Origin of the sequence: Saccharibacillus sp. WB 17, from assembly GCF_008634075.2 — a bacterium.
Taxonomy (GTDB): domain Bacteria; phylum Bacillota; class Bacilli; order Paenibacillales; family Paenibacillaceae; genus Saccharibacillus; species Saccharibacillus brassicae.
Map to the genome: position 1 here is coordinate 168,383 of NZ_VPFK02000024.1, position 18,340 is coordinate 186,722.

Sequence of the window (18,340 nt, forward strand, 5' to 3'; positions counted from 1 at the left end):
CCTGTCAAGTTGCGGTCACTTTGTTGATTCCGGCGCGGAAATCGTCCATAATGATTCGGAAGAAACGGCACGCATCCGGCTGCGGCTTCGATGCTCGTCGAATACAGGACTGGGGGCATGCGCAATGAACCTTCAAATGATCGGGACGGGTAACGCTTTTGCCAAAAAATATTTCAATAATAATGCGCTGATCGAGCAGGACGGCTTCAAGCTGCTGATCGACTGCGGCATTACGGCGCCTCTGGCGCTGTACGAGCTTGGCATCGGCATGGAAGAACTGGATGCGGTGCTTGTGACGCATACGCACGGCGACCACGTCGGAGGCCTCGAAGAATACGGCTTCCAGATGAAATTCAAGCATGGACGCCGGCCGGTGCTGCTGCTGCCCGAAGCGCTCGTCGATCCGCTGTGGCAGAATACGCTGTCGGGCGGCATGACGCAGGAAGGGCTGGAGAAGCTCGAAGACGCGTTCGACGTCCGTCCGCTGCGCGTCGGCGACGTGCAGGAACTGGCGCCCAACCTGTGCGTGGAGCTGGTTCCCACCTCGCATATCGCCGGCAAAAAAAGCTATTCGCTGATTCTCAATCGCGACGTGTTCTACAGCGCCGACATGACGTTCGAGCCCGAGCTGCTGACGACGCTTGTGCGCGACCGCGGCATCCGGCGCATCCTGCACGAAGTCCAGCTCGAAGGGCCGGGAGCCGTGCATACGACGCTGGACGAGCTGCTGTCGCTGCCGGAAGAGATGCAGTCGATCATCAAGCTGATGCATTACGCGGACAACAAAGAGCAGTTCGTCGGCCGGACCGGCAAAATGGAGTTTCTGGAGCAGGGACTCGTGTATTCGATCTGACGGCGGCTGCGAAACCGAAATTTTCTAAAAAACGTTCGTTCAAAAAAGGTTCATCAAATAAGTTTCGTCAAAAAAACCGGCGCATCGATGATCGATGCGCCGGTTTTTCGGCGTGTCCGGCAGCCCCGAACCCGTACGAACGGACCGGAAAGCGGGAAAGGTTCTCCCGAGTTGAACGTACTGTCAAACCTGCTATGGAAAAAAGAGCTTATTCGGCTTTTTGGCCGGCGTCTTTCCAGATGACTTCTTCGCCGTACTTTTTGCCCCAATCGTACATCATGCGCAGGACCGGAGTCAGGCTCTCGCCGTAGGCGGTCAGCGAATATTCGACTTTGGGCGGCACTTCGCGGTACACTTCGCGGTGCACGAGCAGGTCTTCTTCCAGTTCGCGCAGTTGATTGGTCAGCATCTTCTGGGTGATATTCGGGATCAGCTTCTTCAATTCGCTGAACCGCTTCGTGCCTTCGAGTCCGAGATGCCACAAAATGATCAGTTTCCATTTGCCGCCGATGACGGCCAGCGTCAATTCCTTCTCGCAGTTGATTGCCTGCAGGTCGATCCGTTCTTTCACTTCGCTTGCCATCTTCAAAGACCTCCGTTTCGTCCGTGCTTGGCGGAACTTATACGTCTCGCGGACGTCCCATATAACCCGCTCCGCTCCCAATAGTATACATTAGATACGTACCTCCCCGCAAAGAAAGTACGTCCGATCGCTATACCGGATGATCGCAAACCCGCGCGGGGCGCAATAGTATCCTCCACGTAACTTCCCCACTTCAAAGTGCCTTCTTCCGCCGGCGGCTGTTCCGGGCTTACAATGGGTCTACCGGCATCACGCCGAATCGGTTTACCCCATCCCAACCCACCAAGGAGTGTTTGAATATGAAATTGCAATTGGCATTGGATCTGGTCGACATCCCGGGCGCGATCGAAATCGTGACGGAAGTTCAAAAATATATCGATATCGTCGAAATCGGTACGCCGATCGTCATCAACGAAGGACTGCACGCCGTCAAGGCGCTCAAGGAAGCTTTCCCGCAGCTTGACGTGCTGGCCGACCTCAAGGTTATGGACGCCGGCGGCTACGAAGTCATGAAAGCGACCGAAGCCGGCGCAAGCATCGTGACGATTCTCGGCGCGACGAACGATTCGACGATCCGCGGAGCGGTCGAAGAAGCGCGCAAGCACGGTACGCAAATCCTGATCGACATGATCAACGTGCCGAACCTGGCAGAGCGCGCGGCTCAAGTTGACGCACTCGGCGTCGACTACATCTGCGTACACACCGGCTACGATCTGCAGGCTGAAGGCCAAAGCCCGTTCGAAGACCTGCAAAAAATCAAAGCGGTCGTCAAAAACGCCAAAACGGCCGTAGCCGGCGGCATCAAGCTCGACACACTGCCGGGCGTTATCGCGGCGCAGCCGGATCTCGTCATCGTCGGCGGCGGCATCGCCAGCCAGGACGACAAAGCGGGTACGGCTGCGGAAATGCGCCGCCTGATCGAAGCCGGCTCCGCCGCGCAGGTCTAAGTCGATGGGCGGCCCACTTGCCGAACCGACAGGCACAGCCGGCTTCGCCGCACGGATCGCCGCGGAACTCGCGGAATCGGTGCGGGGCATCGACCCGGCGCAGGCGGAATCGTTCGCCGAAGCGCTCGATCGCGCGGCCAACGTATTCACCGCCGGCGCCGGACGTTCCGGATTGATGGGCAAGGCGCTGGCGATGCGCCTCGTGCATGCCGGCAGCCAGGCCCATGTGGTCGGCGAGACGACGACCCCGGGCATCGGCCCGGGCGACCTGCTCGTCATCGGCTCCGGTTCGGGCGAGACCCGGACGCTGGTCCCGATGGCCGAGAAGGCGCGCGAGCTCGGCGCCGACGTCGCGGTGCTCACGCTCAAGCCGGACTCGACGCTTGCGAAGCTTGCGACGATGCTTGTGCGCCTGCCGGGCGCGTCCAAGTCGCGCGAGAACGACGACTACGCGACGATCCAGCCGATGGGTTCGCTGTTCGAGCAGACGCTGCTGCTGTTCTGCGACGCGTCCGTGCTGCGGCTGATGCAGCGGCGCGGACTCGACACGGACCGCATGTACGGCAAGCACGCCAATCTGGAATAATTTACATTTATAGATAATTAAACCGACATTCTTTAGGGAAATGTCGGTTTTTTTTGGCGTTTTTCTAAAAATAAGCGGATTTAACCTTCTTTATTTCGTTTGTTGCGGCTTGAAGCGATTTCAATTCTTCAATTAGGTTTATTTTAAAGTAGACAAAATTACCTGCTATCTCCCCTTCATTCCTCCACTCCTCCCACCCGATGTCAAACTTTAGAAGGAGCCGGCTTCCCATGTCCAATTACACCGCTTCCGATACCATTCGTTACAAAACGCTTTCCCTGTTTGCCGAACACTTCGGCATCTCGCCCGCCCGCGTGAACGTCACGCTGAACGACAGCTGCATCGTCATCTGCGCCGAACGTTTTCTCCAACCGCTTGTCGAGTCCATGATCCTCGAAGAATCACACGGCGCGCTGCAATCGATGCGGGAGCTGATGGTCGGTTACCTGATGCCCGAACTGTACCGCTACGTGCAGGACGACTGCGGCCTCAAAATCGAGACTACCGGCTATGACTGGAACGACGAAGATCTGTCCTGCCTGATCTTCATGCTGCTTGCCGAACCGGCCTTTTTGCGTGAAAACGTACCTTATCCCGATCAAAACAAAATACATCGCCATATCGCCGCCCTTACATACGACGTACAGCGTTTTCCGGAGAAAATCTATTCGTTCTGGCTGGAACAGCGCATGCTCATCCTGATTCGCGACGGCACGATGACCGAAGTGGAACGGGCACTGATCGAAGACGGACACTGCGAAGTGCTGCGCATGTCCAAACGCAAAGTGGAAAAAAAGCGCTTCTGCGAAGAACCCCCTTTTGGCGGAACCGCCAACCGCAGCCTCAAAGGCGTCTATCTCGATTGGGTCTTCCCCCATGACCGCAGCGTGCTCGTCTACGTATTCGGCAGCGCGCAAGCGATCGCACCGCATTAAATCCCGCCCGTTTCCGTCCATACGAAAAAGAACCGGATGGAAAACTCCGGTTCTTTGGCATGCCCTGCACCCTGCGCGTTGTCCGACCGGCTATTCGTTCTCGCCTGTCGTCATTTCGATCCGGTCGATGCCCTGCACGGTAATCGAGACTTCGAAGCTGCCATCACCGACAGGACTCATGCGCAGCAGCCCTTTCTCCGCGAGATAACGGTACGCGAGCTTGCGCTCGATCTCGCCGTTGATCTCGTCCCCGGTCAGTATGGCCGGCTCGCCGGCCAGCTCGAACCAACTGTCGTACAGCCTGCCCAACACTTCGCGCCGAAGCCCGCGGCGGCGGTTGAATTGTCCCATGCGTTCCAAAGACTTCTCCTCCTTCGTGTGTGGATCGCGGGGCTTATCGCTCGCGCTCCCAACGAAAGCCCTCACTCTCTATTACACGATTCGGGCCGCCTTCTCTCAGCCGCGCGCGTCCCCGGCCCAAATTACCCGCGGCTTGACCGCGGCATCAGCGGTTAATGCGCTCCAGCAGTTCGTTCAGCTTGTTCTCGCCGTCCGGGTCGCCCGCAAAGCCGACCGCCGCTCGGAGCGGCAGGTAGCGGCCGACGGCGGCCATCATGTCCGCGCTGCCGTGCTCGTCGTCTTCTTCATTCGCCGGCGTATCGGCCGCCTCTTCCGCCGGCGGCGTGAACAGTCCGCCCTGCAGGAAATCGTCCAGCAGCGCTTTTTGGTCCGGCGTCAGTCGGCCCGGCTGCATCAGGTCGCCGATCAGCGAATTGCGATGGACCGGCTCCACGATCGGCGCGTCGCCTTCGATGTCGACTTCGGCCGTCTGCTTGATATCACGCGAAGAAGATCCGACGCCAAGCTCGAACACGCCGCTCTCGACGCGCCAATCCGCCGCTTCCACGTCGTAGTAGGCGAATGCTCTGCGGTCGAGCGCGAAGGATACGGTCGCCGTCTCGCCCGGCTGGAGCTCTACTTTTCCAAACCCTTTCAATTCGCGTTCCGGCCGGTCCACCGTACTCTCGATATCGCGCACATACAGCTGCACCACTTCCTTGCCCGAGACGCTGCCGGTATTGGTCACGTTCACGCTCACTTCGAGATCCTGATCGGCCGACGCCTGCGCCGAACTCACCCGCAGGTCGGAATAGTCGAACGTCGTATACGACAGACCGAAGCCGAACGGAAACAGCGGTTCGATCGCCTTCTTGTCGTAATACCGGTAACCGACGTACAGCCCTTCCCGGTACTCCACGCGGTCGCCGGTGCCCGGAAAGTTCAGAAACGCCGGCGTATCTTCCAGGCGTACCGGGAACGTCTCCGCCAGTTTGCCCGACGGGCTGACCGTGCCGAACAGCAGATCCGCAATCGCTCCGCCCAGCGCCTGCCCGCCGAGATACGCTTCCAGCAGCCCTTTGACCCCGCCAAGCCACGGCATTTCGACCGGCGAACCGTTGCTGAGCACGACGACCAGATTGGGCTGGACTTGCGACAATTCCTCGATCAGCCGCAGTTGGTTCTCCGGCAGACGCAGATGGGTACGGTCGTAACCTTCCGACTCGTACGCGTCCGGCAGCCCGGCGAACAGCACCGCGACGTCCGCTTCGCCCGCAGCCTTGGCGGCTTCCGCGATCAGCGCTTCGTCCGTTTCGTCTTTTTTGAGATTGTAGCCGCGAGCGTAATTCACCTGCGCCTCGCCCGCTTCCTTGACGAATTCGTCATAGATCCGGTCGAGCTGCGTCGGGATAATGTGCGAACTGCCGCCGCCCTGGTAGCGCGGACGTTTGGAGAGCTCGCCGATGACCGCGATGCGGCCCGACCGCTTCAGCGGCAGGATGCCGGCTTCATTCTTGAGCAGGACCATACTTTCGCGGGCGATTTTGCGGGCGAGCGCGTGGTGTTCGTCCCGATCGTACGAAGCATTCTCCACTTTCTCCGCCGCGGCGCGCAGCACGACGCGCAGGATGCGCCCGACCGCCGCGTCCAGCTTGTGTTCCGGCAGCGAGCCGTCCTGAATCGCGTCCACGATCTTCTTCGCGCCGATCCCGCCGCTTGACGGCATTTCCAGTTCCAGTCCGGCCGCAAGACCGGCTGCCCGCTCGTTAACGGCGCCCCAGTCGGACATGACGAAGCCTTCCAGCCCCCATTCTTCCTTGAGAATTCCATTGAGCAGTTCGTCGTGTTCCGAAGCGTACGTGCCGTTCACCCGGTTGTACGAGCTCATGACCGTCCACGGCTGTCCTTTTTTGACCGCTCCTTCGAAGCTCGCCAAATAAATCTCACGCAGCGTGCGCTCGTCCACCACGGCATCGACCGACATGCGGCGATGCTCCTGGTTATTGACGGCAAAATGCTTCAGCGACGTGCCGACGCCCCGGCTCTGCACGCCCCGGATATGGCTGGCCGCGATCTCCGACGACAAATACGGATCTTCCGAGAAATATTCGAAATTCCGGCCGCACAGCGGCGAGCGCTTGATATTCGCCCCCGGTCCGAGCAGCACGGCCACGTTCTCCGCCTGGCATTCTTCGCCGAGCGCTTCGCCCATGCCCTGAATGAGGTCGCGGTCCCACGAAGACGCGATGCCCGCCGCCGACGGGAAACAGGTCGCGGGCACGCTGTCGTGCAGCCCCAGATGATCCGCGCCTTCCGCCTGCTTGCGCAGTCCGTGCGGACCGTCGGTCACCATCACGGACGGAATGCCGAGACGTTCAATGCCCTGCGTATGCCAAAAGTCTTTGCCGGAACAGAGGCTTGCTTTCTCTTCCAGCGTCATTTGCGAAATGAGATGTTGGATATCCGGCGTACCGGAAGTGTGGCTCGATTGAGTCATGTTGGTGCTCCTCTCCGTATGGGCAATGACGTCAAATAATCGTTTCCCGTCCATTGTAGAGCGTTTACATGGTGAGATTCTATGAAAAAACGGACCTTTTTTGTAGATTTCGTACCGGTTCGTTACAATAGGGAAAAGAACACGGACAGGAGCGCGGCGGATGGAAAAGACGGCACGGGAACGTAAAGGCATGACGGCGAAGGCGGCGGGCGCAGGGGAAGCGGAAGGCGCAGCGGGACGGCTGCGCGAAGGAGCGGCGGACGAAGCGGAGCGGTCGGGCGTGAGAGTGGCAGGCGCAGCGGGGCGGTCGGGCGAACAAGCCGCGGGCGCAGCGGAGCAGCCGGGCGAACAAGCGGCGTACGTGCCGGATTACGCGGACGACCGCGAACTGCTGCGCAGCCTGGCGCTGAGCCGGCAGAACGAGCGGCTGCACCACGATCTGGCGACCGAGCGCAAGCTGCTCCAGCTCGTGCGGGAAGGCCGCCGCGAGGAACTGGAGCGTCTGCTCGTCGACTGGAACCTCAGGCAGGACTTCGGCATTCTGTCCCGCAGCAGCCTGCTGCGCCACCGCAAAAACCTGACGATCTGCGGCATCACGCTGTACACGCGGGCCGCGATCGAAGGCGGGCTGTACGCGGAAGTCGCGTTTACGCTGAGCGACCTGCTGATCCAGCGCGTCGAAGAAGCCCACACGCCCGAAGAAGTCGATCTCCTGTCGACGTCCGCGATCCGCGAATTCACGGACCGCGTGCGGCAGGCGCGCGAGCACACCGGCAGCGGCACGTTCGAAGCGTGCCGGCTGTACGTGTTCAATCACCTGTACGAAGAATTGTCGCTGGATCGGCTCGGACAGGCCATGCGGCTGAACCCGGCTTATCTGTCGCGGCTGTGCAAAAAAGAAACCGGACTCTCCCTCTCCGCCTACGTCCGCCGCGAAAAAGTCGAAGAAGCCAAACGGCTGCTGGAAATCGGCGAACACACGCTGTCCGAGATCTGCGCGCTGCTGCGCTGGAGCGATCAAAGCCACTTCACGCAGGTGTTCAAAACGTGGGTCGGCGTCACCCCCGGCACGTACCGCAAACGCGTTCCGAAAAAAAATTAAAGTTTTTTCGTAAAATCGCTTGCTATACTTCTAGGTTTCATGATATGATCTTTCTTGTCGGCAAGAGAAAATAACTTGAACGACCCACATGAAGGACGGTAGCTCAGCGGGAGAGCACTATCTTGACAGGGTAGGGGTCATGGGTTCGATCCCCATCCGTCCTATACTTTCAATAACGGTAAGGGTTTAGAGGTCATCACTTGATTAGTGGTCAACCTCAGACACGGTTTCAAAAATGATAACCATTATCTTGTAGTTTGAAAAAAACTATAGGATGGTGGTTATTTTTTATGCTTTTAAAATTTGCTGGAGATAAACCTTTTCCTATAAAGGAATTTAAATTCGTTAGACATGTTCGAAGTGGCTTAATGGGAAGCCCTTCTCCTGCTAAATCTGTATCATCATACTTCTTATCTTTTTTTGCCTTGACTTCCCATATGATCACACCACCTGACGAGTTTGAAAATGCTGATAACGCCTTCGCATAATTTTGTTTATTCAGACTCATCTAATTCTTCTTTATTCTTATCAGCCTTGTCTTTAAAATCTATACACAAGCCTTCGTCCTTAGACCCTCTTATTCTTGTTATGGCTTCATGCCCATCCCAAGCAACCATATCAAAAAGTACCCTTTCATTATCCATCTATCTCCACTACTTATGATTACTGTAATTTTATCTTGTCATTAGAAGTAAGACATATTCAATGCTTACTCGGTGTTTATTCTTTTATAAGCTGCCATACTTTCGTCCTTCTTGATTTGCTAGACTATAACTAACAACATCTTCATAAAAGGAGCGGTACATCATGGATTTGTTGACTATTCAATCTTTCTATTCAGCTGCGCAAAACAGATTAGCGTTTCTTAATAATTACTCAAAGGACATGGAACGTTCTATAGATAACTATCTTTACGAACATATAAAAGGAATATCGGCCATGGACTTAGAAGTTCAATCTCAATATGGAGAAACTCCTGTTCCTTCTTACTATGATGAATCGAGCCTAAGAACACGACAACTTTTAAATGACTCTCCAACTATGTTACGTCACTCACTCTTATCAATGTACATCGCTCAACTGGAACACACATTAAGAGGTATTCACATCCAGTTTGAGAAGCAAGGAATTATTGATTTAAATTCTGAAGAAAACAATCCAAATAACAAGAAAAGACAAGTATCTTCCGAGGACTTGGGAATCGCTCGACTTATTAATAGCTTTTCTAAAGTATTAGATCTCTCAAACCTAACTAAATCAGATGTTTGGAGCGATATTCTCTTCTATATCAAAATTAGAAATCGTATTGCACACAGTGCCGGATATGTTCACTCTGTAATTTCAAAACAACATAAATCTTTATATGATTCGCTTAAAACCGAAGAAGGACATGAATTAAAAAGAGAAAGTCATGGTGTGTTCTTAGGCACATATCATGATATCCAGCTTGATCGGACCATCTCTGAGCGTATAAAAGAGAGATGTTCCTCTATTTTGAAGCTTTTGATGGACGCGATAATGGAAAAGAACGGGATCAAGCAGTCTATGTAACGGGTGCATCCCCCTCTGGATTCCGGCTTATTAACAACAAAATCACTCTTCTTGTCCTTATCGACATACTCGGTATAATCCAAGGCTATGGAAATCACACAGCAATGAATAGATTTTCACTTTAGAATCAATCCCCTACCCAACAACATCCACATCAAAGAGCCTTGCATCCTAAACAAGGCTCTTTCTGCTTTATATCTATATCCTGATTTAGCATGCCATAAAAACCATATCTCTCTATTTGAAGATCCGGCTATTCTCATGTTGCTGTGCAAACCAGTATATAGCTTGTCTAGCTGCAACTTGCAAAGCCTCAGCAAACTCATTTATAAGCTCTGGAGGACATTCTGTACCTTTTGTCTGATAGTTAGCCTTATATTCTAAGCAGTGTATAAAAAGCATACTACTTAACTAAATATTTTTAAAGTTGATATATGCGAAATAAGAGATATAATGTCGAATATTTAAATTTAATCATACTAATTAGGTATTTATATTCAAATTATTATATAGATAGAGAGATTAGAATCAACTTTCGACTTAGGAAACTAAGATGTTATCCTCTGTTTATAAATATTAATACCAAATAAAATATTAACAGGTTCTTCATATAATTTGTTTTGACAAGTTAAGCTCATTAAGAAAAAGCAACTTAGTAAAAGGATGTTTTTGATTTATTAACTAGTAGCTTGACCGAATCAAATCTGAGGTTTGCGTTCATCGGAAACACGCATGGTTCAAGCGGGTTTTCGAGGCGCGTAACCCAACATCATTATCGGTCATGGTACTAGTTTAAAGTCTTCACCGTATGCAAAGCTTAATTTGAATTAAACATTTTGCATTGAAGAACTAGCTAATACTAATAGAGGAGGATAGCAGAAAAAAATTATTTTAAAGGGGTTCATACTATGAAAAAATTTGTTGTTTTATTAGCTCTTGTTTCCTTTATCGTTTTGTCTTCTTCTGCGGATGCCACAGTATTTAAATATGCTCGTAGCACTGGTGCAAAATTTACAGCTTTTTATGATAGCTCAGTTGCTTCATATGGTTATACTGATCATCTTGATTTCGCAAGAAATGCCTGGGCTGGCATCAGTCCCAACGTATCAATTGCAAAAAGCACGACTTATAAGTCTCCGACCGTAGCATCAGGGTACATGGATAAATACTATGTTGGTAACTCTTCAACTAAAGGTCTTTACGGAATGACATTACTTTATAACGATGTATTTGGTGTAGGAATACCAGCAGTACCGAATGCTGCTCCATGGAAGTTTTCTACAATTTCCATATACGATAACAATCTGAAAGATGATGGCTTAAAAAATCCTACAAATATTAGACACACTACTACCCATGAATTGGGACATAGTTTAGGTTTAGCACATACTGAAGATGAGGCAAAAAAATCAACTTCTGTAATGACAAAAGGAGACGATCCAAAATTAAATCGTGATATAAATACACCTTCTGCTTATGATAAAAACCAGCTTAGAACTAAATATTGAGGAGGCTTTTACTTTGAAGCAAAAACGATGGATGAAAAAACTTACTGTTTTCTTTTTAATTGGACTTATCTCTTTGTCGACTTACTATTATTTTGCTGTTTATAATAGTGTTAAATACGTTAGCGCCAGTGCTTCTTTTATGGGATATAGTAACGTAGAAGACCTAACGGAGTCAGCAGATCTAGTGTTAAAGGTCACTCCTACCTCTAACTTTTGGGATAGAGAGCATGTTATCACAAATTATGACGATGGTGCAGTTCAAGATTTTTATACTTTAACTGAGACAAAAGTTAACGAAGTTTTCAAAGGAGATATTGAACAACTCAGTAACTTAAAATTTATTGAGCCAATTAGCATGATTCAAACGCTAAAAGGAAAATATAAGATTAATATAGAAGGTTATCAGGAGCTAGAGCAAGGCAAAGAATACATTGTGTTTTTAGGAAAAAACGATGCTGGCCAATATAGTATAATAAATATGGACAATGGAAAGTTCGCTGTTGAAGAAATCACTAATGCTCAACCAACAGTTACTGACAATGTTTATTCACAACCTTTCTCAGTAAATAGCTTCTCAACGGAAGAGAATATTCATTCTACCGAAGAAGACAACCCACTTCTTAAAGAAAAGTTAGAGCTTGAAATTCGCCAGAAGTTTTTTGACTAATTAATGGTCTCGCCCAATTTTTTCTTCTCAATTGGGCTTCTCAACTACTTAAAAAGGGGGAAGAGCTTTGCAAAAAAGAAATATTTTCATGCTTATTATTGCATGCACATTGATTGCCAGTGGCTGCTCTAAATCGACCAGTGATACAGAGAGCGTAACATTGATACATTTAAAGGAGAAGACTGTATTTACAGAATTATCTAAAATTAATAAAATTGAAAAAACCATTGATTCTGCAAAATCAACAAACAAAATTGTAGATGCAAATAAAGCAGATTATCAATTAATCTTCTCTTCTAAGAACTCTTCTTCAGAAAAAGTAGATTTATACTTGGATTTTGAAACAGACACTGGATTCATTTTAAAAGAAGGAAAGGATAATGCATTTGATCTTTCTAAAAAGTCAATTGCCGAGTTAGAGCAAGTTTTATTTAATTAAATTAAAATAGCGACCCGCCCTTCATGATCTACATCAGTGAAAGCGAGTCGCTATTTTAATTTAATCAAAAACCTTCTGATTCTACACAGTACATAAGGAAATCCGAGCTTAAAATACTACTTAGCAAAAGCTCCACGTGGCTCTCAAATAAACGATCCTAAACAGAAATTTGCATTCGAATCCCGTCGCACAAATAAAAGAGACCTTTTCAGTGGTCTCTTTTGTTGCTTTAACTAAGCTCCTTTCTTATGTATCAACTGAAGAATTTCATTGATTCCCTCTACCTCTCTTCCCTCTTTAACTCTAATAAATACACAGCCAAGCTCGCTTTCAATTTCTCTTTGTCTGTTTTCATCTTCTAACTTTTTTGATATATGGTGCTTTTCATCATATTCAATAGCAATTCCATATTTGTATTCAAATATATCGATTTTGTATTTACCGTTGCAACACTGATACTGTGGAACAAAATCGCATATACCTTTAAGTATTTTTTCAATCATTTTAATAAACTCAATTTCTAAACGACTTCTATGCATGACGAGTCCTAATTTTTCTGAGATGCCACAGGCTATTGGAAGCTTTGATGAAGCAACTACTTGTATAAACCCGTCTAAAGAGATGAATTTTTCGCCTATATTATGGAGTTTTCGAACACTTTGAATCGAAGTGTTCAAATTTTTTACTAGGTACACATGTTTCTCTTTGCAGAACTTCAAAACTTGCGCAGTTGCTGAAGTCCCCTTATACTCCAACACCGTAGCTACATCTTTTGCGCTGATGAAGGAGTTTACGGTTTGCGTACCCCCTTCAAATTCTCAATTTCTCACATTTGTATTCAGCCATAAAAGTTCAGTCTCTACTATACGGAAACCAAACGGCCAAACTTTTGCTTATCTCAACTCGTACGCTATACCATTCCTTTCATAGAATTCCTGCGCTGCACTGGCTCTAAAATCACTAGAGTATAACAAAACGACCATTTAAAACTTCTCCAACACTTCTTTCGGCATCGACCATAGCCATTCTCCATCCTTAGCCTGATAGAGCAGCGAGTCCTTAATTCCGTTCACCACATCCTGGAAGACATCTAAAGAATCCAATCCTTTGCCCGGAACTAGCTTTCTACGTTGATGTACGCTTACTCTAGCTGTCTCTAAGAGCATCTCACGATTACATTCACTAACGGGCAAGTATGGTCCCATTGTGTAGATATCATCCATGAATAGCATATAGTTACCTTCCTCAATCAATCTCAACGTCTCCGAGTCAAAATTGCCGAAGATCTCGGTCTCGTTGAAAAGGATATTCTGCCTATCTGCAAGCAGCTCATTGATGTGTTTGGGTTCATACTGTTTCTGATACTCTTCTTTGCCGTCCCCGGTCTCTGGATCAATAGAAATATAGTACTTCCTAACAATCAAATCTGATCTTTGTAGATTAGAGTATTGGAAGTTTCAAGTAGAGATGTGAATGATGAAATAAGAGATCTCAAACAAGAGAGCATTTCAGAAGAAGGATACAGCTATAGCTTTGCGCTTTTTCAACGGTTATGCTTATATATTAATGAATATCAAAAAAATAAAACAAACCGATGCAAAACAAAAAGCAGCCCGAAGGCTGCTCAATGCTTGATGCTCGTTCCTCAAAACTTGAATATGTTTGCATACACGGCGCTGCGGTCGACTTTTTGGATATAGATCTCCGCGTCGACTTCGGGGTCGAGCGGGGTGTGCAGCACGATGCCGACCTGGTACCATTCTTCCGCCACGTTCAGCGTGACGAAGTCGTCTTCGTTCGGAACACGGTCGAAGGTCAGGGTCTCTCTTTTCCATTGATCCCATGACGCTGCGCGCGAGTGCACAAAAACGTTCGCGATGGTGTCCGCCTCCTTCCTGCTGCTGTCGATTCCGGGAACGGGAACCCGAAGCTCAGGTTAGAGCGCTTCTTCCCCTGCTTCTTCGTCCGCCGGAATTTCGTAGAACCAGAAATACTTGATCGTCGCCGTGTTGATGGTGTTGCCGTCGATCTCGACCCACGGATTCGAGGTGATCTCGCCGTCCAGACGTTCGAACTCTTCTTCGGTAATCCCCAGTTCCAGCACTTCTCCGTCGGTAAAATGAATCGCGATCACAGTCGTTTCTTCCATCGCACACGCCTCCTGTTCGTTCGATTACGTACTTCTACACCTTAACCTGTCCGGCCCCCGCTCGGCAACTTTTGCACGGGGCCCGTCATTCGCAGCCGACGCCGTCGCCGTCGCGATCCAGTTTGCGCGAATAGCCGGGGTCGCCCGCGTAGACGGGCGCCGCTCCGGCCGCCCGGGCGACGCTGCAGTTGCGGAAGTACACGACGCTGCCTGCGGACGAGACCGGTACGTCGGCGTAATCCGACGAACCGCCGTCGTAGCCGTCCCAATCGCTGATCTCGCAGCCGATCCCGTCGCTGTCGCGGTCCAGATGACCGGCGTAACCCGCCTCGCCTGCGTAGACAGGTGCGGCTCCCGCCGCTTCCGCGGCGTCGCAGTTCTCGTAATACACGCCGCCGGTCTCGACTTGCGCGGCGTCTTCCGCGTCTGCCGGATCGGCGGACGGCGCGTATCCGCTCACCATTTTGCTGCTGATCCAGCCGTCCAGACCGGACGGTGTCCGCACGTAATACCATGTGCGGCCGTCCGACGGGTCGTACCATTGGTCGTTCAGGCTGTCGAGCGCCGAGCCGCCGGCCGTCTGGCCGACCGTGGCGGCGTTGATCGAAGGCGACTGCCGGATATTCGCTTCGCGGATCGCGTAATAGCGGACCGCCGAGCCGGAACCCGAATCGGCCGCCGCCGTCGTCGAACTGTCCCCGGAGAAATCTTCCGGCGCTTCCGGTCCTTCCGCGAAGTAACGGCCGTCCGACTGGATGACGACGGCGCGGCTGATCCAGCCGATGTCGCCGTTATTCGTCTGGACGTTGTACCAGATTCGGGAGTCGCGGGGATCGAACATTTTGCGGTGCAAATATTCAAGGTCCCGCCCTTCCCGGCCGATCCGGATCGACTTGGACCCGTAATCGGGCGCGGTGCGGATATTCGCGTCGCCGCCGTCGATTCTCCAGTACGCGGCGGCGCTTTCGGCCGCCGTCTCTTCGACCGGGCGGGCAGCCTGAGCGTCCGGCTCGTCCGGATCGTCCGGTTCGGACAGCTGCTCCGGCATGTCGGCACTCGGCTGCGCCTGTCCGGAAACCGGAACGTCTGCGGAAACTTCGGCGTCTGCGGACGGTTTGGAGCCTTCGTCGGAGAGATCGGCATCCGGCAAGCCTCCTCCCGTGTCCGCGCCGGCCTGCTCCGCCGGCAGCTGCACGGCCGCTTCGGATTCCGCCGGCGGCGTAACGTAGACGTCCTCGGCTTGCCCGCCTGCTCCGCAGCCGCCGAGCAGAAGCAGCAGAAGCAGTGCTCCTGCGTAGACCGCCGTGCGTCGAAGCCTGAGCTTTGGTCGGAATTGAAGTCTGAGTCCGGACATGAATCCGGGCGTTATGTCTTGCGGGGCGCGTGTTCGAGGTGTGCGTGTGATAAGATTCCGCTCCTTTTCCCTTTTTTTCTTTTTATCGGAAAAACTATCTTTTATTATAGCGCAGCTTCCCCGGAAAAGGGAATCGATTTGGGGAATGCCGAACGCTTCTGTTAGACTGGTATCAGCTTCGATTCTTAAGGAGGATTCCCATGAAACTGAATCAACTGACGCGTCAGGGCGAAGACATTCGCGAAAAGGTAGCCGCCGCCGAAGACTTCCGGAGCATCACGCTGTGGCTGTCGAGCGCCGCCGTCTATTTGGAAGCCCGGCACAAAGGCTTGAAAGAAACGGCTTCGTTTATTGCGGAAAAAGACAAATTCAAACATCTCGTTATCGAAAAAAACGAATATTCGCTGCATCTGTTCGATTCGCTGTACGGCACGCTCAAAGCGATCGAGATGCTGGAAGACATGCAGTCGAGCGAACGCAGCCAATCGAGCCAGGGCGCGCGGAACTGGAACGACTTTTAAGCGAAAAAGGAGGACATCCCGATGACCGAGTCGCAGCAGTCGCATCGCCGGGCGCTTGAGCGCGCGGAACTTTCAATCGCGGAGCAGCAGGCGGCAGCCGCCGCAGATCCGTGGAGATTGCGCTACCATATCGCGGCGCCCGCTTACTGGATCAACGATCCGAACGGCTTTTGCTTTTTCCGGGGCGAGTACCATCTGTTCTACCAGCATCATCCGTTTTCGCCGCAGTGGGGTCCGATGTATTGGGGTCACGCCAAAAGCGCCGACCTGGCGCATTGGGAACATCTGCCGATCGCGCTCGCGCCTTCCGAAGACTACGATGCCGACGGCTGCTTCTCGGGCAGCGCGATCGAAAAAGACGGCCGGCTGTGGCTGATGTATACGGGCAACCGCTGGACCGGCCCGGATCGGGAAGCGGACCTGCTTCAGGTACAGGCGTTGGCGGTCAGCGACGACGGAACGACTTTTGAAAAATACGCGGGCAATCCCGTCATCGCGGAAGCGCCGGCCGGGAATATTCACCCTTTCCATTTCCGCGATCCGAAAGTATGGGAACATGAAGACGCTTACTACTGCGTGCTCGGTTCGCGGACGCAGGACCATCTCGGACAGGTGCTGCTCTACCGTTCGGACACTCTGACAGACTGGTCGTTCGTCGGAATCATGGCAGGCGGCCGGGAACCGGCAGACAAACTGGGCTATATGTGGGAATGCCCGGATCTGTTCGAGCTTGGCGGCGTCCACGTGCTGGCGTTCTCGCCGCAGGGCGTCGCCCCGGACGGGGAATCGTACCTTAATCTGCATCAGGCCGGTTACGTGCTGGGCAAGCTGGATTACGGGACCGGCACGCTGGAACACGGCGAATTCCGAACGCTCGATTACGGCTTCGACTTCTACGCGCCGCAGACGACGCTCGACGATCGCGGCCGCCGCATTCTGATCGCCTGGATGGCGATGTGGGAAAGCGGCATGCCGGAGCAGGCGCGCGGCTGGGCGGGCGCAATGACGCTGCCGCGCGTGCTGACGCTCGAACACGGGCGGATTGCGGTCACGCCGGCGCCGGAACGTGAGTCGCTGCGCGGCGCAGAAACGCGGTACGCGGAAGAGACGATCGCGTCCGTGGCCGCGGACGGCCTGCTGCGCGGCCGCGAATTCCCCGGCGTCTCCGGCGAATGCGTCGAACTGGAAGTCGAATTCGAGGCGGGCACGGCGTCTGTGTTCGGCATTGCGCTGCGGACCGGCGAAGACCGCGGCGAGCACACGGTGCTGGCGTACGCCCGGGACGAGGAGCGGTTGATCCTCGATCGGGAGCGCTCCGGCGCCGGGCCCGGCGGGGTACGCCGGGCGCCGCTTGCGCTGCGGGAGGAACGCCTGCGGCTGAGGATCTTCGTCGACCGGTCTTCGGTCGAGGTGTTTGCCGGGGACGGCGAGCTGACGATGACGGCCCGGATCTATCCCGATGCCGCTTCGACCGGCATCGCGTTTTTCGCCGAGGGCGGCGAGGCGAAGCTCTTGTCGCTGCGGTGCTGGCCGCTGGACCGCTAAGGGAATGCCAAAGCGCCGGTCCCGCTTGGCGGCGCGGGAGAGACGGCTCTCCCGGACTTGTCGCAGACGAAACAGGCGCGCGGAAATCCCGCGTGCCTGTTTCGTTTATTCTTTTTAACGGTTCGCCTGGTCCCCTCTGCCCGATTCTGCCTACGGATGCTTTAAGCCGGGCGCTCGCCGACTGGAATCTCGCGGATAACCCGCGCCGGATTGCCGCCGACGATCACGTTCGCCGGCACGTCCTTCGTTACGACGGCTCCCGACGCAATGACCGCGTTATCCCCGATCGTAACGCCGGGATTGATCACCGCGCGGCCTCCGATCCAGACGTTATGCCCGATCGTGATCGGCTTGCCCAGCTCCGGTCCCGCGATCCGCTCGTACGGATCGATCGGATGGGTCGCCGTGTACAGGCTGACCCCCGGCGCGAGCATGCAGTTGTCTCCGATACGGACTTCGCACACGTCGAGAATGGTGCAGTCGAAGTTGGCGTAGAAATTTTCGCCGACGTGAATGTTGGACCCGTAATCGACGCGCAGATTGGGCTCGATGCCGAAATTGGCGCCTGTCGAACCGAATAGTTCACGGATGATTTCGGCTCGAAGCGCTTCTTCTTCCTCGGTTGTCGCGTTATACTGCCGCACGAGCCGGCGGGCGCGATTGCGTTCGTTCGTCAGTTCCTCGTCCCAGGCTTTGTACAGTTCTCCCGCCAGCATTTTTTGTTTTTCCGTACGCTGCGTCATCTTCATACTTCCTTTCCGCTT

22 protein-coding genes and 1 tRNA gene are annotated in these 18,340 nt (G+C 52.7%); 12 read left to right on the forward strand and 11 right to left on the reverse strand.

Annotated elements, in window-relative coordinates:
- The first annotated feature begins 124 nt into the window (after positions 1-124).
- Positions 125-853: an MBL fold metallo-hydrolase gene (locus tag FTE24_RS13420; RefSeq protein WP_150230087.1), complete on the forward strand. Its 729-nt coding sequence runs from the start codon at positions 125-127 to the stop codon at positions 851-853.
- A 208-nt stretch (positions 854-1,061) separates the two neighbouring features.
- On the opposite strand, the gene FTE24_RS13425 is transcribed toward FTE24_RS13420, so the two are convergent.
- A complete protein-coding gene (locus FTE24_RS13425) occupies positions 1,062-1,436 on the reverse strand; it encodes a winged helix-turn-helix transcriptional regulator (RefSeq protein WP_141446161.1) in 375 nt (124 codons plus the stop codon).
- Positions 1,437-1,735: 299 nt separating this feature from the next.
- On the opposite strand from FTE24_RS13425, the gene hxlA reads away from it, so the two are divergent.
- From hxlA to FTE24_RS13440, 3 genes are all read left to right on the forward strand, one after another.
- A complete protein-coding gene (gene hxlA, locus FTE24_RS13430; protein ID WP_150230089.1) occupies positions 1,736-2,383 on the forward strand; it encodes a 3-hexulose-6-phosphate synthase in 648 nt (215 codons plus the stop codon).
- A gap of 4 nt (positions 2,384-2,387) precedes the next feature.
- Positions 2,388-2,969 carry a 6-phospho-3-hexuloisomerase gene (hxlB, locus tag FTE24_RS13435; protein WP_150230092.1) on the forward strand — a complete coding sequence of 194 codons (582 nt, stop codon included), beginning with the start codon at positions 2,388-2,390 and terminating at the stop codon, positions 2,967-2,969.
- A gap of 230 nt (positions 2,970-3,199) precedes the next feature.
- Entirely contained in the window at positions 3,200-3,904 is a 705-nt protein-coding gene (locus tag FTE24_RS13440) for a Na-translocating system protein MpsC family protein (protein ID WP_160441759.1), read from the forward strand.
- A gap of 90 nt (positions 3,905-3,994) precedes the next feature.
- Here the strand turns inward: FTE24_RS13440 and FTE24_RS13445 are convergent, their stop codons facing one another.
- Positions 3,995-4,264 carry a hypothetical protein gene (locus FTE24_RS13445; protein WP_150230098.1) on the reverse strand — a complete coding sequence of 90 codons (270 nt, stop codon included), beginning with the start codon at positions 4,262-4,264 and terminating at the stop codon, positions 3,995-3,997.
- Positions 4,265-4,409: 145 nt separating this feature from the next.
- Positions 4,410-6,740, reverse strand: a complete 2,331-nt coding sequence (locus FTE24_RS13450; RefSeq protein WP_150230100.1) for a beta-glucosidase — start codon at positions 6,738-6,740, stop codon at positions 4,410-4,412.
- Positions 6,741-6,900: 160 nt separating this feature from the next.
- Here FTE24_RS13450 and FTE24_RS13455 point away from each other — a divergent pair, with 160 nt between their 5' ends.
- Entirely contained in the window at positions 6,901-7,842 is a 942-nt protein-coding gene (locus FTE24_RS13455; RefSeq protein ID WP_150230102.1) for a helix-turn-helix domain-containing protein, read from the forward strand.
- Between the two features lie 92 nt (positions 7,843-7,934).
- A tRNA-Val gene (locus FTE24_RS13460) sits at positions 7,935-8,006 on the forward strand.
- Positions 8,007-8,071: 65 nt separating this feature from the next.
- Here FTE24_RS13460 and FTE24_RS13465 read toward each other — a convergent pair.
- Complete coding sequence (locus FTE24_RS13465; protein ID WP_150230105.1) at positions 8,072-8,350, reverse strand: hypothetical protein; 279 nt, start codon at positions 8,348-8,350, stop codon at positions 8,072-8,074.
- A complete protein-coding gene (locus tag FTE24_RS13470; RefSeq protein WP_160441760.1) occupies positions 8,337-8,486 on the reverse strand; it encodes a hypothetical protein in 150 nt (49 codons plus the stop codon). Before FTE24_RS13470 ends, FTE24_RS13465 begins: the two co-directional genes overlap by 14 nt.
- 163 nt (positions 8,487-8,649) lie before the next feature.
- Between FTE24_RS13470 and FTE24_RS13475 the strand changes: the two genes are divergently transcribed.
- The 4 genes from FTE24_RS13475 to FTE24_RS13490 all read left to right on the forward strand — a co-directional run bounded on the left by FTE24_RS13475 (position 8,650) and on the right by FTE24_RS13490 (position 12,007).
- Positions 8,650-9,393 carry a hypothetical protein gene (locus FTE24_RS13475; RefSeq protein ID WP_150230107.1) on the forward strand — a complete coding sequence of 248 codons (744 nt, stop codon included), beginning with the start codon at positions 8,650-8,652 and terminating at the stop codon, positions 9,391-9,393.
- Between the two features lie 908 nt (positions 9,394-10,301).
- Positions 10,302-10,901 carry a matrixin family metalloprotease gene (locus tag FTE24_RS13480; RefSeq protein WP_150230110.1) on the forward strand — a complete coding sequence of 200 codons (600 nt, stop codon included), beginning with the start codon at positions 10,302-10,304 and terminating at the stop codon, positions 10,899-10,901.
- A 13-nt stretch (positions 10,902-10,914) separates the two neighbouring features.
- Positions 10,915-11,568: a hypothetical protein gene (locus FTE24_RS13485; protein WP_150230112.1), complete on the forward strand. Its 654-nt coding sequence runs from the start codon at positions 10,915-10,917 to the stop codon at positions 11,566-11,568.
- Positions 11,569-11,635: 67 nt separating this feature from the next.
- Positions 11,636-12,007, forward strand: a complete 372-nt coding sequence (locus tag FTE24_RS13490) for a hypothetical protein (RefSeq protein ID WP_150230115.1) — start codon at positions 11,636-11,638, stop codon at positions 12,005-12,007.
- Between the two features lie 233 nt (positions 12,008-12,240).
- Here the strand turns inward: FTE24_RS13490 and FTE24_RS13495 are convergent, their stop codons facing one another.
- The 5 genes from FTE24_RS13495 to FTE24_RS13515 form a co-directional block, all read right to left on the reverse strand.
- The gene (locus FTE24_RS13495) at positions 12,241-12,765 is read right to left on the reverse strand and encodes a hypothetical protein (protein ID WP_150230118.1); all 525 of its coding nucleotides are present in this window, start codon (positions 12,763-12,765) and stop codon (positions 12,241-12,243) included.
- 225 nt (positions 12,766-12,990) lie between these two features.
- Positions 12,991-13,260, reverse strand: coding sequence for a hypothetical protein (locus FTE24_RS13500; protein WP_150230120.1), 270 nt, complete (start codon positions 13,258-13,260; stop codon positions 12,991-12,993).
- Positions 13,261-13,652: 392 nt separating this feature from the next.
- Positions 13,653-13,871: a hypothetical protein gene (locus FTE24_RS13505; RefSeq protein WP_150230123.1), complete on the reverse strand. Its 219-nt coding sequence runs from the start codon at positions 13,869-13,871 to the stop codon at positions 13,653-13,655.
- Positions 13,872-13,943: 72 nt separating this feature from the next.
- A complete protein-coding gene (locus tag FTE24_RS13510) occupies positions 13,944-14,156 on the reverse strand; it encodes a hypothetical protein (protein WP_141446208.1) in 213 nt (70 codons plus the stop codon).
- An 85-nt stretch (positions 14,157-14,241) separates the two neighbouring features.
- Entirely contained in the window at positions 14,242-15,510 is a 1,269-nt protein-coding gene (locus FTE24_RS13515) for an excalibur calcium-binding domain-containing protein (protein ID WP_150230126.1), read from the reverse strand.
- A gap of 200 nt (positions 15,511-15,710) precedes the next feature.
- On the opposite strand from FTE24_RS13515, the gene FTE24_RS13520 reads away from it, so the two are divergent.
- Complete coding sequence (locus FTE24_RS13520) at positions 15,711-16,031, forward strand: hypothetical protein (RefSeq protein ID WP_141446209.1); 321 nt, start codon at positions 15,711-15,713, stop codon at positions 16,029-16,031.
- A gap of 21 nt (positions 16,032-16,052) precedes the next feature.
- A complete protein-coding gene (locus FTE24_RS13525; protein ID WP_150230129.1) occupies positions 16,053-17,576 on the forward strand; it encodes a glycoside hydrolase family 32 protein in 1,524 nt (507 codons plus the stop codon).
- Positions 17,577-17,737: 161 nt separating this feature from the next.
- On the opposite strand, the gene FTE24_RS13530 is transcribed toward FTE24_RS13525, so the two are convergent.
- Positions 17,738-18,319 carry a sugar O-acetyltransferase gene (locus FTE24_RS13530; RefSeq protein WP_150230131.1) on the reverse strand — a complete coding sequence of 194 codons (582 nt, stop codon included), beginning with the start codon at positions 18,317-18,319 and terminating at the stop codon, positions 17,738-17,740.
- Between the last annotated feature and the right edge of the window lie 21 nt (positions 18,320-18,340).

Bases quoted from the DNA above. Each gene is read 5' to 3' on its own strand.
- hxlB (WP_150230092.1), top strand. From the start codon at position 2,388: ATGGGCGGCCCACTTGCCGAACCGACAGGCACAGCCGGCTTCGCCGCA.
- FTE24_RS13420 (WP_150230087.1), top strand. From the start codon at position 125: ATGAACCTTCAAATGATCGGGACGGGTAACGCTTTTGCCAAAAAATAT.
- FTE24_RS13450 (WP_150230100.1), bottom strand. From the start codon at position 6,740: ATGACTCAATCGAGCCACACTTCCGGTACGCCGGATATCCAACATCTC.
- hxlA (WP_150230089.1), top strand. From the start codon at position 1,736: ATGAAATTGCAATTGGCATTGGATCTGGTCGACATCCCGGGCGCGATC.
- FTE24_RS13440 (WP_160441759.1), top strand. From the start codon at position 3,200: ATGTCCAATTACACCGCTTCCGATACCATTCGTTACAAAACGCTTTCC.
- FTE24_RS13465 (WP_150230105.1), bottom strand. From the start codon at position 8,350: ATGAGTCTGAATAAACAAAATTATGCGAAGGCGTTATCAGCATTTTCA.
- FTE24_RS13475 (WP_150230107.1), top strand. From the start codon at position 8,650: ATGGATTTGTTGACTATTCAATCTTTCTATTCAGCTGCGCAAAACAGA.
- FTE24_RS13520 (WP_141446209.1), top strand. From the start codon at position 15,711: ATGAAACTGAATCAACTGACGCGTCAGGGCGAAGACATTCGCGAAAAG.
- FTE24_RS13480 (WP_150230110.1), top strand. From the start codon at position 10,302: ATGAAAAAATTTGTTGTTTTATTAGCTCTTGTTTCCTTTATCGTTTTG.
- FTE24_RS13510 (WP_141446208.1), bottom strand. From the start codon at position 14,156: ATGGAAGAAACGACTGTGATCGCGATTCATTTTACCGACGGAGAAGTG.
- FTE24_RS13525 (WP_150230129.1), top strand. From the start codon at position 16,053: ATGACCGAGTCGCAGCAGTCGCATCGCCGGGCGCTTGAGCGCGCGGAA.
- FTE24_RS13425 (WP_141446161.1), bottom strand. From the start codon at position 1,436: ATGGCAAGCGAAGTGAAAGAACGGATCGACCTGCAGGCAATCAACTGC.
- FTE24_RS13470 (WP_160441760.1), bottom strand. From the start codon at position 8,486: ATGGATAATGAAAGGGTACTTTTTGATATGGTTGCTTGGGATGGGCAT.
- FTE24_RS13455 (WP_150230102.1), top strand. From the start codon at position 6,901: ATGGAAAAGACGGCACGGGAACGTAAAGGCATGACGGCGAAGGCGGCG.
- FTE24_RS13530 (WP_150230131.1), bottom strand. From the start codon at position 18,319: ATGACGCAGCGTACGGAAAAACAAAAAATGCTGGCGGGAGAACTGTAC.
- FTE24_RS13515 (WP_150230126.1), bottom strand. From the start codon at position 15,510: ATGTCCGGACTCAGACTTCAATTCCGACCAAAGCTCAGGCTTCGACGC.